General features: G+C 44.2%; 13 protein-coding genes. 11 read left to right on the forward strand and 2 right to left on the reverse strand.

The genetic code is table 11. The features are described 5' to 3' along the window. Positions 1–273 precede the first annotated feature (273 nt). Positions 274–975, reverse strand: a complete 702-nt coding sequence (ubiG, locus tag AB9H30_RS02425; RefSeq protein ID WP_371193031.1) for a bifunctional 2-polyprenyl-6-hydroxyphenol methylase/3-demethylubiquinol 3-O-methyltransferase UbiG — start codon at positions 973–975, stop codon at positions 274–276. Positions 976–1,258: 283 nt separating this feature from the next. On the opposite strand from ubiG, the gene gyrA reads away from it, so the two are divergent. The 9 genes from gyrA (at position 1,259) to pyrF (ending at position 11,640) form a co-directional block, all read left to right on the forward strand. After that, a complete protein-coding gene (gyrA, locus tag AB9H30_RS02430) occupies positions 1,259–3,904 on the forward strand; it encodes a DNA topoisomerase (ATP-hydrolyzing) subunit A (RefSeq protein WP_371193032.1) in 2,646 nt (881 codons plus the stop codon). A 90-nt stretch (positions 3,905–3,994) separates the two neighbouring features. After that, positions 3,995–5,080, forward strand: coding sequence for a 3-phosphoserine/phosphohydroxythreonine transaminase (serC, locus tag AB9H30_RS02435; protein ID WP_371193033.1), 1,086 nt, complete (start codon positions 3,995–3,997; stop codon positions 5,078–5,080). Position 5,081: 1 nt separating this feature from the next. Then, complete coding sequence (aroA, locus tag AB9H30_RS02440; protein ID WP_371193034.1) at positions 5,082–6,368, forward strand: 3-phosphoshikimate 1-carboxyvinyltransferase; 1,287 nt, start codon at positions 5,082–5,084, stop codon at positions 6,366–6,368. Positions 6,369–6,496: 128 nt separating this feature from the next. Continuing rightward, entirely contained in the window at positions 6,497–7,192 is a 696-nt protein-coding gene (cmk, locus tag AB9H30_RS02445) for a (d)CMP kinase (protein ID WP_371193035.1), read from the forward strand. Positions 7,193–7,307: 115 nt separating this feature from the next. Further along, on the forward strand, positions 7,308–8,978 hold the full coding sequence (rpsA, locus tag AB9H30_RS02450) for a 30S ribosomal protein S1 (protein ID WP_371193036.1): 1,671 nt from the start codon (positions 7,308–7,310) through the stop codon (positions 8,976–8,978). 89 nt (positions 8,979–9,067) lie between these two features. Further along, on the forward strand, positions 9,068–9,346 hold the full coding sequence (gene ihfB, locus AB9H30_RS02455; RefSeq protein WP_371193037.1) for an integration host factor subunit beta: 279 nt from the start codon (positions 9,068–9,070) through the stop codon (positions 9,344–9,346). A 46-nt stretch (positions 9,347–9,392) separates the two neighbouring features. Further along, complete coding sequence (locus tag AB9H30_RS02460) at positions 9,393–9,653, forward strand: lipopolysaccharide assembly protein LapA domain-containing protein (RefSeq protein WP_371193038.1); 261 nt, start codon at positions 9,393–9,395, stop codon at positions 9,651–9,653. After that, on the forward strand, positions 9,654–10,823 hold the full coding sequence (gene lapB / locus AB9H30_RS02465) for a lipopolysaccharide assembly protein LapB (protein ID WP_371193039.1): 1,170 nt from the start codon (positions 9,654–9,656) through the stop codon (positions 10,821–10,823). It abuts the gene before it with no gap. A 106-nt stretch (positions 10,824–10,929) separates the two neighbouring features. Then, complete coding sequence (gene pyrF, locus AB9H30_RS02470; RefSeq protein WP_371193040.1) at positions 10,930–11,640, forward strand: orotidine-5'-phosphate decarboxylase; 711 nt, start codon at positions 10,930–10,932, stop codon at positions 11,638–11,640. Positions 11,641–11,752: 112 nt separating this feature from the next. Here the strand turns inward: pyrF and ald are convergent, their stop codons facing one another. Beyond that, positions 11,753–12,883: an alanine dehydrogenase gene (gene ald / locus AB9H30_RS02475; RefSeq protein ID WP_371193041.1), complete on the reverse strand. Its 1,131-nt coding sequence runs from the start codon at positions 12,881–12,883 to the stop codon at positions 11,753–11,755. 127 nt (positions 12,884–13,010) lie between these two features. On the opposite strand from ald, the gene lrp reads away from it, so the two are divergent. Next, positions 13,011–13,496, forward strand: a complete 486-nt coding sequence (gene lrp / locus AB9H30_RS02480; RefSeq protein WP_371193042.1) for a leucine-responsive transcriptional regulator Lrp — start codon at positions 13,011–13,013, stop codon at positions 13,494–13,496. Positions 13,497–13,725: 229 nt separating this feature from the next. After that, positions 13,726–16,116, forward strand: a complete 2,391-nt coding sequence (locus AB9H30_RS02485) for a DNA translocase FtsK (protein WP_371193043.1) — start codon at positions 13,726–13,728, stop codon at positions 16,114–16,116.

A 16,116-nucleotide genomic window follows, 5' to 3' on the forward strand; every position in this document is an offset into this window, starting at 1 on the left:
AATGGTTCACATCTTCGTTTAGTTAGTAGGAACTTACCGATGAGATTAATGCTTACTTGTACTCACGTTCTTGCAACTACTTTTATGCTAAAAAACAAAAAAACATTTAATTTTAAAAAGCATATTCTTAGTCCAAAATGTAATTAAGAGATGCGGCAGAAAGTTGGTCATTCCTTATCTTGGTACAAGATCTAAAAACGACATCAAGTATCCTCAGTGACAAACTGCGCATTAATCTAAATTTGCTTGCTCTAATTTGCGTAGGTTCGTGATTTAAGTTGCCTGACAGACAATAAAGTAGTTTACGTCGACATTTTTTTGAGACAGGTAATACTGATTTAACAAGGGTTGAAAATGCAGGCCCGTCATTTCTAGGGCGTTTAGTGATGTATTTTCGATCATCGCCATTAACTCAGAAGGTTTGATAAACTTGGCGTAATCATGGGTTCCTTTAGGTACCATCGATAGCATATATTCGGCGGCCACGATCGCCATTAGATATGATTTCATGTTGCGATTTAAGGTAGAAAAAATCACTTTGCCATTGGGTTTTACCATATGAGCGCAAGCCCTGACTATGGCAGCGGGGTCGGGCACATGCTCTAACATTTCTAAGCAGCAGACCACATCGTAGGCATGTGGATGATTTTGTGACCAATCTTCGGCAGTAGTTAAATAATAATCTACCTGTACACCCGATTCTAAGCGATGCAAGTTAGCAACATCTAAAGACGCCTGAACCATATCAATGCCAGTAAGCTCAGCCCCCTTTAACGCTAATGCCTCAGAGAGAATGCCGCCGCCGCACCCAACATCGAGCACTCGCTTACCAAACAAGCCCTCACAGTGGGCTTCTATATAGTCAACACGCAAGGGGTTAATGTCATGAAGGGATTTAAACTCACCTTCTTTGTCCCACCAGTGACTGGCTAGCTCAGCAAATTTGCTGAGTTCTTGAGCGTCAACATTTGACATTATTATTCCCATTTGGCAAAACGAATTGTGAAGATTATCGCACCTTTATGTGGCCTTGATAAGGCTTCTTGCAAATACAATTAATGCACGCAAAATAAATTACGCTCTAAGCGCACAAGGCGCTACATTTTTTGAGCCTATAGTGCTAGTATCACGACTTGAAAATAAGATGATAAAAACAAAGTGGTGATGTGCACGTCCATACGGACTTTCAGGCTAAGGCTCATTTTGAGAATGAGTAGGGCCAGAGGATCACTCCACAACAATAAGGATCATTCAGTTCATGGCTGACAACAATTCCAGTAGTATTTCCCCGATTAATATAGAAGAAGAACTTAAGAATTCCTATCTTGATTATGCAATGAGTGTAATCGTAGGGCGCGCATTGCCCGACGTACGTGACGGTCTTAAGCCTGTTCACCGTCGTGTATTATTTGCAATGAGCGAACTTAAAAATGACTTCAATAAGCCTTATAAAAAATCCGCGCGGGTTGTTGGAGACGTTATTGGTAAATATCACCCGCATGGTGATTCTGCGGTGTACGACACTATTGTACGGATGGCTCAGCCATTTTCACTGCGCTACATGCTCGTTGACGGTCAAGGTAATTTTGGCTCAGTAGACGGTGACTCTGCTGCTGCCATGCGTTATACCGAAGTCCGCATGGCTAAAATAGCGCATGAATTGCTCGCTGACTTAGAAAAAGAAACCGTTAACTTTGTGCCCAACTATGACGGCACTGAATTCATTCCAGAAGTTGTGCCCACCAAAGTACCGAATTTGCTAGTCAATGGTTCATCGGGCATCGCTGTGGGCATGGCAACGAACATACCGCCTCACAACTTGACCGAAGTCGTAAATGGCTGCTTGGCGTTAATTGAAAATCCAGAGATTTCGTTTGAAGAGTTACTCGAGCATATTCCGGGTCCAGACTTTCCGACTGCCGCTATTATCAGTGGAAGAGCCGGCATCATCAGCGCATACCAAACCGGCCGCGGCAAAATTTATATGCGGGCGAAGGCCAGCATTGAACAGGAAGAAAACGGTAAAGAAACCATTATCGTTCATGAGATCCCGTATCAAGTAAACAAAGCCCGACTGATTGAAAAAATTGCCGAGTTGGTAAAAGAAAAGCGCGTTGAAGGCATCTCTGCACTGCGCGATGAGTCTGATAAAGACGGCATGCGCATTGTAATAGAGGTTAAGCGCAATGAATCGGCCGAAGTTCTGCTTAATCATTTATACGCACACACCCAGTTACAAACCGTCTTCGGCATTAATATGGTTGCACTTGACCGCAATCAACCGAAGGTATTTAACCTTAAAGAAATACTCGAACTGTTCGTCCTACATCGCCGTGAAGTGGTTACTCGCCGCACCGTATTTGAATTACGCAAGGCCAGAGACAGAGCACACATCCTCGAAGGTTTAGCAATTGCCTTGGTCAATATTGACCCGATTATTGAGCTGATTAAAAAATCAAACAGTCCTGCAGAAGCTAAAAAAGGATTGGTGGCGAAGGGCTGGGATTTAGGCGATGTTGCCGAAATGCTTGAAAGAGCAGGGAACGATGCTGCTCGCCCTGATTGGTTAGCACCTGAATATGGTATTCGTGACGGCAGTTACTTCTTAACCGAAGAACAAGCTCAAGCGATTCTTGACCTACGTCTAAACAAATTGACTGGTCTTGAGCATGAAAAAATTCTGGAAGAGTATCGCGGTCTTTTAGACATAATCGCTGAACTGTTGATTATACTCGCGAGCTCAACCCGCCTAATGGAAGTGATATCTGAAGAGTTAATCGCGATTAGAGATGAATATGGGGATGAGCGCCGCACTGAAATTACAGCGGCGACGCACGATATTGATATTGAAGATCTGATAGAGCGCGAAGAAGTCGTCGTCACACTCTCACGCGAAGGCTATGTTAAATATCAAAAACTGTCTGACTACGAAGCGCAGCGTCGCGGTGGTAAGGGCAAATCTGCTACAAAGATGAAAAATGAAGACTTCATCGAGAAACTGTTGGTAGCAAATACGCATGATCATATTTTGTGTTTCTCAACTCGTGGACGCTTATATTGGTTAAAGGTGTATAACTTACCCCTCGCTAGCCGTAATGCTCGTGGTCGTCCAATTGTGAACATCTTACCCTTGGAAGAAAATGAGCGTATTACTGCGATTTTACCTATCAAAGAGTTTGAAGCCGGTTACTTCGTGTTTATGGCTACGCGCAAAGGCACCGTGAAGAAAACAGAACTAACGCAATACTCGCGCCCTCGTGCAAACGGTATTATTGCAGTAAATCTCACCGATGGTGATGAACTCATAGGTGTAGATTTAACCGACGGTAGCAGTGAAATAATGCTTTTCTCTGATGCCGGAAAGGTAGTGCGTTTTAGCGAAGAACAGGTTCGTCCTATGGGACGCACTGCTACAGGTGTTCGCGGTATTCGCATCAGCGAAACGGAGCGCGTCGTTTCGTTAATTATCCCAAATAAAGAGGGTGATATTCTTACTGCCACTGAAAATGGCTATGGTAAGCGCACCCCAATCGGCGAGTATCCAGCGAAAAGTCGCGCGACGAAGGGCGTAGTGTCCATCAAAGTATCTGAGAGAAATGGTGCGGTAGTGGGCGCAGTGCAGGTAGACGAAACCAACGAAATTATGTTGATTTCTGACCAAGGCACACTCGTTCGTACACGTGCTGCAGAGGTATCTACGGTAGGTCGTAACACCCAAGGTGTGAGACTGATTCGTACCGTTGAAGGCGAACGTGTAGTGGGCCTGCAGCGAATTGATGAAATTGAAGAAGTGATTGAGCTAGATGAAAACGGCGAGCCTATCGTTGCCGAAGTCATTGAGACTGAAGCTGCTGATGATGCGCAAGCACCTGAAAGCGATGCTGATGATGCTCCCAAAGAGTAATATTGACTGGTAAGTTCAGTGCAATATTGAAACAAGCGACTCAATCGAGTCGCTTGTTTTGTGTTAGATACAACCCATTGAGAATGCTGTATGCAAACCATCTATAATTTTAGTGCCGGTCCGGCTACTTTACCTCGCTCGGTGCTTGAGCGCGCCCAAGCAGAAATGCTGGATTGGAACGGTCAAGGAACCTCCGTGATGGAAGTTAGTCATCGCGGTAAGCCCTTTATGGCAATTGCTGAAAAGGCCGAACAAGACTTACGCACGCTTATGAACATTCCTGAAAATTACAAAGTATTGTTTTTACAAGGTGGTGGGCGAGGGCAGTTTTTTTCGGTGCCAATGAACTTAGCTCAGCGTGGTGACCTTTCACAACACTTAGTTTCTGGTCAATGGTCGCAAATTGCGGTTTCCGAAGCCGAAAAGTATATGCAGGCAGAAGTCGTAGCCAAAACACAAACTAGAGATGACCAACTGTGGGTGCCAGATCAATCGAACTGGGAAATTAATGACAAGGCCGCCTATTTTCACTACTGCTCCAACGAAACGGTAGACGGCATAGAAATTAATTGGGTGCCAAAATCTAAAAAGGTTCCCATTGTTGTTGACATGTCTTCGAATATCTTAAGTAAAGAAATTGATGTGAGTGACTTTGGGATCATCTATGCCGGTGCACAGAAAAACATTGGTCCTTCAGGCTTGGCAGTGGTTATTGTTCGTGAAGATTTAGTGGGTTTAGCAAGAGCAGATACCCCCTCTGTGTTTGACTACCAGCAGCAAGTCAATAATGACAGCATGTATAACACACCGCCAACTTTTTCATGGTACCTAGCGGGGTTGGTGTTTGAATGGTTATTGGCCCAAGGTGGAGTAAAAGCCATTGAGCAAATCAATACCCAAAAAGCGGCTTTATTATATGAATGTATCGATAGCTCGGACTTTTATCGCAATAACATTTCAGCAGAAAATCGTTCAAAAATGAATGTAACCTTTCAGCTTGCGGACAATAGCTTAGATGCCGCTTTCTTAGAAGAAGCTGAGAAGCTTGGTTTGGTGGCACTTAAGGGGCACCGATTTGTTGGCGGCATGCGCGCTAGTATTTACAATGCTATGCCTCTTGAGGGAGTTAAGGCACTAGTATCGTTTATGCAAACATTTGAAAGGACCAAAACTTAACATGGAACAGTTAGTGTTATCTCCCGTTAAAAAAGTAGCTGGCGAAGTGCATTTACCCGGCTCGAAAAGTCTATCAAATCGAGCATTGTTGCTGGCGGCTTTGGCTACCGGACAAACTACTCTAGAAAACTTACTTGATAGTGATGACATTCGTCACATGTTAACTGCATTATCGGCATTAGGCGTGAAATACCGTCTATCGGCGGATAAATCGCAATGCATCGTCAATGGAATAGGCGGTAAGTTCGTCGCAAAAGAGCCTTTAGAGCTTTTCTTAGGCAATGCCGGTACTGCGATGCGGCCACTGTGCGCGGCGCTAGCATTTTCAGATGTAAATGTAACACTGACCGGTGAGCCGCGTATGGAAGAGCGTCCTATTGGTGATTTGGCAGAAGCCTTAATTGCCGCTGGCGCGAACATTCGTTATGTAAAAAACCCAGGCTATCCACCCATTGCGATTCAGCAGGCGAATATAAGTCAGACAGAGTTTACTGTAGACGGGTCGGTATCAAGTCAGTTTTTAACTGCCTTATTAATGGCCGCCCCTCTGCTCAAACAGCAGGTCTGTATAAATATTAAGGGTACCTTGGTATCTAAGCCGTATATCGATATAACTTTGGACAGCATGAAAAAGTTTGGCGTTAATGTTCAAAATAATAACTATCAGCGTTTTGTTATTGATGCGGAGCAGTCGTATACCTCTCCTGGTAACTTCTGGGTAGAAGGTGATGCGTCCTCCGCCTCTTACTTTTTAGCAGCAGCTGCCATAAAAGGCGGTTCGATAAAAGTGCTTGGTGTTGGAAAAAGCTCGGTGCAAGGCGACGTTAAGTTTGCTGATGTGCTCGCAGACATGGGCGCGCAGATACATTGGGAAGATAATTCTATTACCGCTTCGGTGGGTAAATTAACGGCCATTGATCAAGACCTTAATCATATCCCAGATGCGGCGATGACCATTGCCACGACAGCCTTATTTGCAACGGGCACGACAGTCATTCGCAATATATATAATTGGCGAGTAAAAGAAACCGACCGATTGCACGCCATGGCCACAGAGCTAAGAAAAGTGGGCGCAAGCGTTGAAGAGGGTAACGATTACATAAGTATTACACCGCCGGAGCACATTCAACATGCAGCGATAGATACCTATGATGATCATCGTATGGCGATGTGTTTCGCTTTGCTTGCATTAGACGATAACTGTGGGGTGACCATCAATGATCCTAAATGTACGTCAAAAACCTTTCCGACATTCTTTGAAGTGTTTGCAAAAATAGGTCAGCAATAGGGCAGCACTGGGCTATCTTCAGTGCTTTTTTATTTTACGCTCCCACATTTATCAGAACTATCGTGCGATAGTACCTAAGTCGCGTTGCACTTCTATAAGATGCGCGTATAATTGCGGCGTTTTCAGCAATGAGCACCTCCATTATGCAGCAACACATACCGATAATAACGGTAGATGGCCCAAGCGGGGCTGGCAAAGGGACCTTGAGCGCAATGCTCGCAGAATCTTACAAAATGCATTTTTTAGACAGCGGCGCAATTTATCGCGTACTTGCGGTTGCCGCCATTCATCATGGTTTGGCACTTGACGACCAAGATGCACTGGTGCCTTTAGCAAGTGGCTTAGACGTGTCATTTAACGCTCATGACAACGTAACTCGCATCGTCTTAGAGGGTGAGGACGTAACCGATGATATTCGAACCGAAGATGTTGGTTCTGCAGCGTCACAGGTAGCGGCGTTGCCTGTGGTAAGAGAAGCCTTGCTGCGGCGTCAGCGCGGTTTTGTTGAGTCACCTGGCTTGGTAGCAGACGGCAGAGACATGGGTACAGTGGTATTTCAAAACGCCGACGCCAAAATTTTCCTTACTGCCTCAGCCGAGGCACGAGCGCAGAGAAGATATGATCAGTTGAAAGATAAGGGGCATGATGTTAAAATCTCGCGCCTTTTAGAAGATATACAGGCAAGAGACTATCGGGATGCAAACAGAACAACTGCTCCTCTACGTCCTGCCGAAGATGCATTTGAGATTGATTCAACCAATTTAAATATCACTCAAGTGTTTGAAAAGGCAAAACAATTTATAGACAGTAAATTGTTTGCGTAAAGCTCCACCGGTGCAGTTCTTTGCACAAAAAGCGACCGATTTTAGGATGAAAAAGGTCTTATTAATAACCCCGTAATTCTGGATTGAATTGACGGACTAAACATTGAATGTGAATATGACTGAAAATTTTGCAGATCTTTTTGAAGAAAGCTTACTCCAGCTAGAAACCCGCCCAGGCGCAATCGTTAAAGGTACCGTTGTTTCAATCGACAAAGACGTTGTACTTGTTGATGCTGGCCTTAAATCAGAAAGTGCTATCCCAGTTGAACAATTTAGAGCAGCTGACGGTTCATTAGAAATTGAAGTTGGTGACACGGTAGACGTGGCACTAGACGCAATAGAAGATGGTTTCGGTGAAACTATTCTTTCTCGCGAAAAAGCCAAGCGCCATGAAGCTTGGGTCGAGCTTGAAAAAGCATACGACGAAAAAGCCACGATCATTGGTGTCATTAACGGTAAGGTCAAAGGTGGCTTTACAGTTGAAGTGAATACCGTGCGTGCATTCTTACCTGGTTCGTTAGTAGACGTTCGCCCAGTTCGCGAAACGACTCACTTAGAAGGTAAAGAGTTAGAATTTAAAGTAATTAAACTTGATGCTAAGCGCAACAACGTGGTGGTTTCACGTCGTGCCGTTATTGAAGCAGAAAGTAGCGCTGAGCGTGATCAATTGCTTCAAAACCTTGAAGAAGGCGATGAAGTTAAAGGTATCGTTAAGAACCTTACCGATTACGGCGCATTCGTTGACTTAGGCGGCGTAGATGGCCTACTTCACATTACGGATATGGCTTGGAAACGCGTTAAGCACCCAAGTGAAATCGTTAACGTAGGTGATGAAATCAACGTTAAAGTATTAAAATTTGATAAAGAGAAATCTCGCGTATCACTTGGTATGAAGCAGATGGGCAACGATCCTTGGCAAGAAATTGCAGAGCGTTATCCTGAAGGTGCTCGTTTAAGTGGCGCGGTGACTAACCTGACTGATTACGGTTGTTTCGTAGAAATCGAAGACGGCGTTGAAGGTTTAGTACACGTTTCAGAAATGGATTGGACCAATAAAAACATCCACCCATCTAAAGTTGTTAACTTAGGTGATGTCGTGAATGTTATGGTACTTGAAATCGATGAAGAGCGTCGTCGTATTTCTCTTGGTCTTAAGCAATGCATTGATAACCCTTGGGAAACATTCGCTAAGTCATACGAAAAAGGTGACAAAGTGTCTGGTAAGATCAAGTCAATCACTGACTTTGGTATCTTTATCGGCCTAGACGGCGGTATTGATGGACTTGTTCACCTATCTGACATTTCATGGCAGAAAGCGGGTGAAGAAGCGGTTCGTGACTATAAGAAAGGTGACGAAATCAGTGCGGTGGTATTACAGGTTGATCCAGAGCGTGAACGTATCTCTCTAGGTGTGAAGCAAATCGATGAAGACCCATTCAATAAGTATCTGACAGATAACAAAAAAGGTGTTATTGTTAATGGAACAATTATCGAGGCCGATGCTAAAGGTGTGACCGTACAACTTGGCGAAGAAGTTGTTGGTTATATCCGTATTGGTGACCTTGCACGTGATAGAGTAGAAGACGCAAATGATGTAGTAAAAGTGGGTGAAACCATTGATGCTAAATTCATGGGCGTTGACCGTAAGAACCGTATCGTAAATCTGTCTGTTAAAGCGAAGGATCAAGCTGACGAAAAAGAAGCTATTGATTCAGTTAACAAACAAGATGATGCTGGTTTTGCGAACGCAATGGCAGAAGCATTTAAAGCTGCAAAAGGCGAGTAATCGTACTATCAGGAGCGGCTTTTCTGCCGCTCCTTTTTTATCACATGCACCAAGGTTACCTCTCATAAGATTAACTTAGGAGATATTCCGTGACCAAATCAGAACTCATTGAACGCCTAGGCTTAAAGGTTCAAGACCTACAAGGCAAAGAGCTCGAATCTGCTGTAAAAGAATTACTTGAACAAATGGCGCAAACACTGCAACGAGGCGATCGCATAGAAATACGCGGCTTTGGAAGTTTTTCGCTGCATTATCGTGCACCAAGAGTCGGCCGTAACCCTAAAACAGGCGACACGGTTGAGCTAAGCGGAAAGCACGTTCCACATTTTAAAGCGGGTAAAGAATTAAGGGATAGAGTCGATCTTTAACTCTTTCGCCTAATATTTTCTCTATACCCGTCAGTAAGGAAGCTTGATGAAAGCGATATTGGTTATTATCACCGTTGTGTTGCTTGTATTGCTCGCAATTGTTGTTGGCTCACGTAATGCTGATATGATTACGGTTAACTATTTAATTGCCCAAACCGATATGCGGGTATCGACCTTTATGGTTTGGTCTATTTGTGCAGGCTTTATTCTTGGTATGTGCACTATAGTTACTAAATACCTTGCCCTTAAGGTAAAAGTCTCGGTTCTTACCCGAAAGCTTAATAAGCTTGCTAAAGTAGCCCCATAAATGATCGAGTTTTTGTTTCTGTTATTGCCTGTTGCCGCCGCTTACGGTTGGGTGATGGGAAGAAATAGTTTACGAAGAGCTCAGCGCAAACAATCCTCCATTCTTTCAAATCACTACTATAAAGGTCTCAACTTTTTACTGTCTGACCAGGCAGATAAAGCGGTAGATACTTTCATGAAGATGATCAGTGTCAATAACGACACCGTTGAAACACATATTGCCATGGGTAATTTCTTTCGGCACCGTGGCGAGCTAGATCGCGCTATTAGAGTCCATCAGAATTTAATCAGTCGCGATGAAATTAATAAAAGACAAGAAGCACTCGCGCTAGTTGAGCTTGGCACAGATTATTTGTTAGCCGGCTTTTTAGAAAGAGCGGAGGGCGTATTCATTCAACTACTGGAAGATGAGAAACACTTTAACACCGCTCAATCTAAGCTATTTAGTATCTATCAAGTAACTAAAGAATGGAATAAGGCGGTTGAATTAGCCAGTCGCAGTTTAAAAATCACCCCAAATGATGAATTTATGTACTTGCTTCTCGCCCATTTTTATTGTGAGCAGGCCTTAGAACAGATTCAAGAAAATGATTTAGATGCAGCCGAGAAAACCCTCAAGAAAGCTATAATGGTTGAGGGTAAAGAAGTTAGAGCGTGGCTTGAACTCGGTAAATTAGCCATTCAACAAGAAAATTATGCACAGGCTATGGATTACCTTGCTGAAGTGCCAAAGCGAGACTTAAACTGGCTGAGTGAAGCCATACCCCATTTAGAAATTTGTGCCGGCAAAATTGATGCTTGGGACAGGTTGGAAAAATTACTCGACCCGTATTGGCAAAAGTGCGCCTCTTCATATATCGCGAAGGTAAAAATTATCGCGAGAAAAGGAAATACAGACGATGCTATCGAAACGCTCAATCGTCAGCTAGACCAGCACCCCACAATGCGCGGGTTTGAATCTCTGCTTAGTCTATATCAAAAAGCCCTGCCAGATAACAGAACACAGCAAAGTCTTGGGCAAATGCAGTCATTAATCGTCAAGCAAATAAAACAAAGACCTAAATATCGTTGTCATAGTTGCGGGTTTTCAGGCCGGCAGCTCTATTGGCTTTGTCCCTCTTGTAAAAAGTGGTCTGTAATCAAGCCTATTAAGGGGCTTGACGGCGAATAAACGAAAACTCTTCAGATTCAGTTTTTAGAGTATGTAGGCTGGATCTGGTGTTTAATAGTCAGCAATCTTTTGCTTATTAGTCTTTGAAAATATAGGTAAACCTTACGTGAACACAGCCAACGCATCGCCAGTTATAGTGGCCTTAGACTATGACGATATTCAAGCCGCTAAGACACTTGTAGCAAAGCTATCTCCCGAACTATGCCGCTTAAAAGTAGGTAAAGAAATGTTTACTTTGTACGGACCTGAGTGGGTGAAATACTTGGTAGGCGAGGGCTTTGATGTTTTTTTGGATCTTAAATTTCATGATATTCCAAACACGGTGGCCAAAGCAGTCACCGCTGCGGCTAAGTTAGGCGTATGGATGACAAATGTGCATGCTAGTGGTGGTCCTGACATGGTGCGGGCTGCAAAAGAAGCAGCACAATCTGCTAGCATAGGTGCCGCGCCGTTATTAACCGCTGTTACGGTGCTTACTAGTATGGATGAACGGCAATTTTCTGCGGTTTACCAGACAACTGACATTGCCAAAAAAGTATCTGAACTCGCGTTGCTTGCGCAAAATGCAGGGGCGGACGGAGTAGTTTGCTCAGCGAAAGAGGCGCTGCTGTTACGCAAACAGGTTGACAGAAAATTTTGTTTAGTCACCCCTGGTATTCGTCCACATGGCAGCGATAGTAACGATCAAATACGCGTCATGACACCACTAGCGGCGATTCAAGCCGGGGTTGATTATCTAGTTGTGGGTCGCCCTATAACGCAAGCAGACTCGCCCTTTGATGCACTTTGCGCTATTAATAAATCACTGGCTATTTAATATAGTTAAATCATCAGCAACAATATTTTTGAAAATCTTCATCGCATAAAAAAGCACAAACCACCAAGATGATTTGTGCTTTATAGTTCGCTTACGTAAATTTGCGTAAGCCTTATTTATTTAATGCTTCCACAGCATCACAGTAAGTCAGATTCAACTGCTTGCCTAGCGCATCAACTACCGCTTTATACGTGACTAAACCTTTGTGTACATTTAATCCATTGAGCAGATTTTTATCATCTAACATGGCTTGCTTTGCACCCTTGTTGGCAAGCGCCAAGCCAAACGGCAGCGTCGCGTTGTTTAATGCCATAGTAGAAGTGCGGGCAACACCGCCAGGCATGTTCGCTACACAGTAATGTACGACATCATCGATAATGTATACAGGATCTTGATGAGTGGTTGCTTTAGATGTTTCAAAACAGCCGCCTTGGTCGATTGCAACGTCAACTAATACTGAACCAGGTTTCATTGCTTTGATATGCTCACGGTTCAGCAATTTCGGTGCGGCCGCACCTGGTATCAATACGGCGCCTACAACAAGATCGGCTCTTGATGAGTAATGCTCAATTGCTTCTTCGGTTGAATATACAGTATGAATACGTCCTAAGAAGATATCATCTAACTCTCTTAAGCGAGGCAGAGAGCGGTCTAAAATAGTCACTTCTGCGCCTAGGCCAACCGCCATTTTAGCAGCTTGGGTACCAACCACCCCGCCGCCAATAATTAACACTTTACCGGGAGCAACGCCCGGCACGCCGCCTAACAGCGTGCCACTGCCACCGTGGGCCTTCTCAAGGTAGTGCGCGCCAGCTTGAATTGACATGCGTCCAGCCACTTCTGACATGGGCGCAAGTAGGGGCAATCCGCCTTTATTATCGGTGACCGTTTCATAAGCAACACAAGTTGCGCCTGAAGCAACCAAGAGTTCGGTTTGTTTGGCGTCTGGTGCTAAGTGCAAGTATGTATATAAAATTTGACCTTCGCGCAGCATTTTACATTCGTTTGCCTGCGGCTCTTTTACCTTAACTATCATGTCGGCGGTGGCAAATATTTCAGCGGCGTTATCAATGATGCTTGCGCCAGCATTAATATACATCTCATCAGTAAAACCGATTGAAGTGCCTGCGTCGGTTTCAATCACGACCGAGTGGCCATGGGCGACAAATTCTTTTACTGCTGCAGGCGTTAAGCCTACGCGATACTCATGATTTTTAATTTCTTTTGGTACACCGACTAACATAATATTACACTCTATATTGGATGTTTGAAGTTGCGCATTGTAACGAATAAAAAGAAAATAATAATTTCGTATTTTTATTTTTTACAGTATATTATTTGGTAAATAGACAAATATTTAACATTTAATTATGCTAGTGAAAACCCCCAAACATATTGACCGTATCGACCGTAGAATCATGTCTGAACTACAGTCAAACGGAAAAATTTCAAATGTAGACTTAGCCAAGATAGTTGGCTTGAGCGCCAGTCCCTGCCTCGAAAGGGTCCGTAGGCTTGAATCCCAAGGGTACATAGAGAGCTATCACGCAAGACTCAATCCAGAGATGCTCGGTGCAGCCATGTTGGTGTTCGTTGAGATTACATTAACGAAGACATCAGTGGATATCTTCGCGGAATTTTCTGCGGCGGTGCAAGAGCATGAAGATATTCAGGAATGTCATTTGGTTTCGGGTAATTTCGATTTTTTATTAAAAACGCGAGTGGCTGATATGTCGAGCTATCGAAAGTTACTGGGCGATACCTTATTGCGACTACCCGGAGTGAGCGAATCGAGAACCTACGTGGTAATGGAAGAAGTAAAGCACACCTCAAAAATTAAAATTAATTTGAAGTAGCGCTTGTTAATGTTTAGGTGGCGCTCAAAAGAACATAAGCAGGGTGGTTTTTAGGCGAAGTGTATTTTTCTGCCCAGATTTCACGCTGTAACATTAGTCGCTTAAACAGGCTGTTAAATATGGGTTAAATTGCCAGATAAAATCCTCGGATTTAGGTGATATGTATCTTTCAAATATGCTAATCTTTCAAGGAATATAACCATTCAACCAATAAGAACATACGAATAAGATGTCACGACTGTCAGGCATACAGCGAATAATGGAAGTAGGCATGATTTTATCATGCGGCTTTGCATTTTTTTTATTGGTCGCGTTAGCATCATTTCACCCAAGCGATCCTGGCTGGTCGCAAGCAGGATTGAGCCCAGATGTGCAAAACATGATGGGCGCGGTTGGGGCGTATTTTGCTGATATATTATTATTCACTTTTGGCTGGACCGCATATCTGGTGCCTTTTGCCTTAGCCTTTATTGGTTGGTTTGTATTCTTACATTTGCGCAGTTTAAAAGAACTTGATTATTTAACCATTAGCCTGCGTCTTATTGGTATTGTGCTTCTCATATTCGGTTTTACCGGCATTGCCAGCATTAACTTTGATGACTTCTACAGTGTCTCAGCAGGCGGCGCGATGGGCGACATTATCAGCGCGGCCTTATTACCGCATTTTAGCTTTATTGGCTCGGTGCTTTTACTGCTTTGCTTTTTCTGCACAGGCTTTACCCTTGCAACCGGTATTTCATGGATGAGTATCGTTGATGGGATTGGTAAGGTAAGTATTGTGTCTACTAAACAATTGATTGCTTTACCCAATAGAGTGGGTCAACTATCCCTGCCAAGTCCTAAAAATAAAAAAGACCAAGCTAACAAAGCTAGCGCGGACGCCGGTAAAGTCACAATTACGAGTCTGCGAGCGGCGCCACATGCACCCAAAGCCATTGAGCCATCGTTTAGCATCCCTGACGAAGTATTCGATGAAGATTTGCCGCCGTTTTCCAGTGATACAAAAGTAAATGCGACAAAGCCAGTCAAGGCATCAAAGTCAGGCATTAGTGACTTGGCGCCTGAGAGCGACGCAGGTGCTGACGAACAAGAAATAGACTCTCGAGACGGCGAGAGCAGCCAATTAACGCCCATGCCTTCGTTCGACCTGCTCGAAAGAGCCAACAAGAGAGAAAACCCTATTTCGCAGGAAGAATTAGACCAAGTTTCAAGGTTATTAGAGGCTAAACTCGCCGATTTTAATATTGAAGCTACCGTAGTTGATGTGCTGCCTGGGCCGGTCATCACAAGGTTTGAGCTCGATTTAGCGCCTGGCGTAAAAGTCAGTCGCATCACGGCGCTAGCGAAAGATTTAGCGCGCGCCATGTCGGCGATATCGGTGCGCGTAGTTGAGGTAATCCCTGGTAAATCGGTAATTGGATTAGAGTTACCCAATAAACACCGAGAAATGGTGCGCCTAAGTGAAGTCATCAGCTGCGAGGCTTTTCAAAACAGTGAGTCACCATTGACCATGGTACTTGGGGCCGACATATCTGGTAATCCGGTCATTGTTGATTTAGGCAAAATGCCTCATTTATTAGTTGCTGGCACCACAGGCTCAGGTAAATCAGTAGGTGTGAACGTGATGATTCTAAGCTTGCTGTACAAATCAACGCCTGAAGATGTGCGCTTGATCATGATCGATCCCAAAATGCTGGAACTTTCGGTATATGAAGGCATTCCGCATTTATTAGCCGAAGTGGTAACCGACATGAAAGAGGCTTCCAACGCCTTGCGTTGGTGTGTAGGTGAGATGGAGCGCAGATATCGTTTAATGTCAGCATTAGGGGTACGTAATCTTAAGGGCTATAACAAAAAAATTGCTGATGCCGCTGCAAAAGGCGAGCATATTTACGACCCACTATGGCAGCCTAGTCAGAGTATGGAAGAGACTGCTCCTGCATTAGATAAACTCCCGTCAATTGTGGTGATTGTTGACGAATTCGCTGACATGATGATGATCGTTGGTAAAAAGGTCGAAGAGCTCATTGCGCGCATCGCTCAAAAGGCAAGGGCAGCTGGTATACACCTTATACTCGCAACACAGCGTCCTTCGGTTGATGTAATTACTGGCTTGATAAAAGCCAATATTCCTACCCGCATTGCTTTTCAGGTATCTAGCAAAATTGATTCACGTACCATTTTAGACCAGCAGGGAGCAGAATCTCTGCTAGGTATGGGTGATATGCTGTATAACCCCCCCGGTACAAGCATCACCACGCGTATCCATGGAGCGTTTGTTGACGATCATGAAGTCCACGCCGTTGTTGCTGACTGGAAAGCGCGCGGTGCCCCTCAGTACATCGATGAAATTCTCAACGGTGAAAGTTCCGGTGAGATATTGCTACCGGGTGAGCAGGGGGAGAGCTCTGGTGAAGATTATGATGCCTTTTACGACGAAGCTATCGCCTTTATTACCGAGGCCCGCAAAGTATCGGTATCAAGCATTCAGCGTAAATTTAGAATTGGCTACAACCGCGCTGCCCGGATAGTTGAACAAATGGAGATGGACGGCGTCATAAGTACTGCCGGCCATAATGGTAACCGCGAAGTCCTCGCGCCACCGCCGCCTAAGGATTAA

Origin of the sequence: Glaciecola sp. SC05 (genome assembly GCF_041380235.1) — a bacterium.
Lineage (GTDB): Bacteria > Pseudomonadota > Gammaproteobacteria > Enterobacterales > Alteromonadaceae > Glaciecola.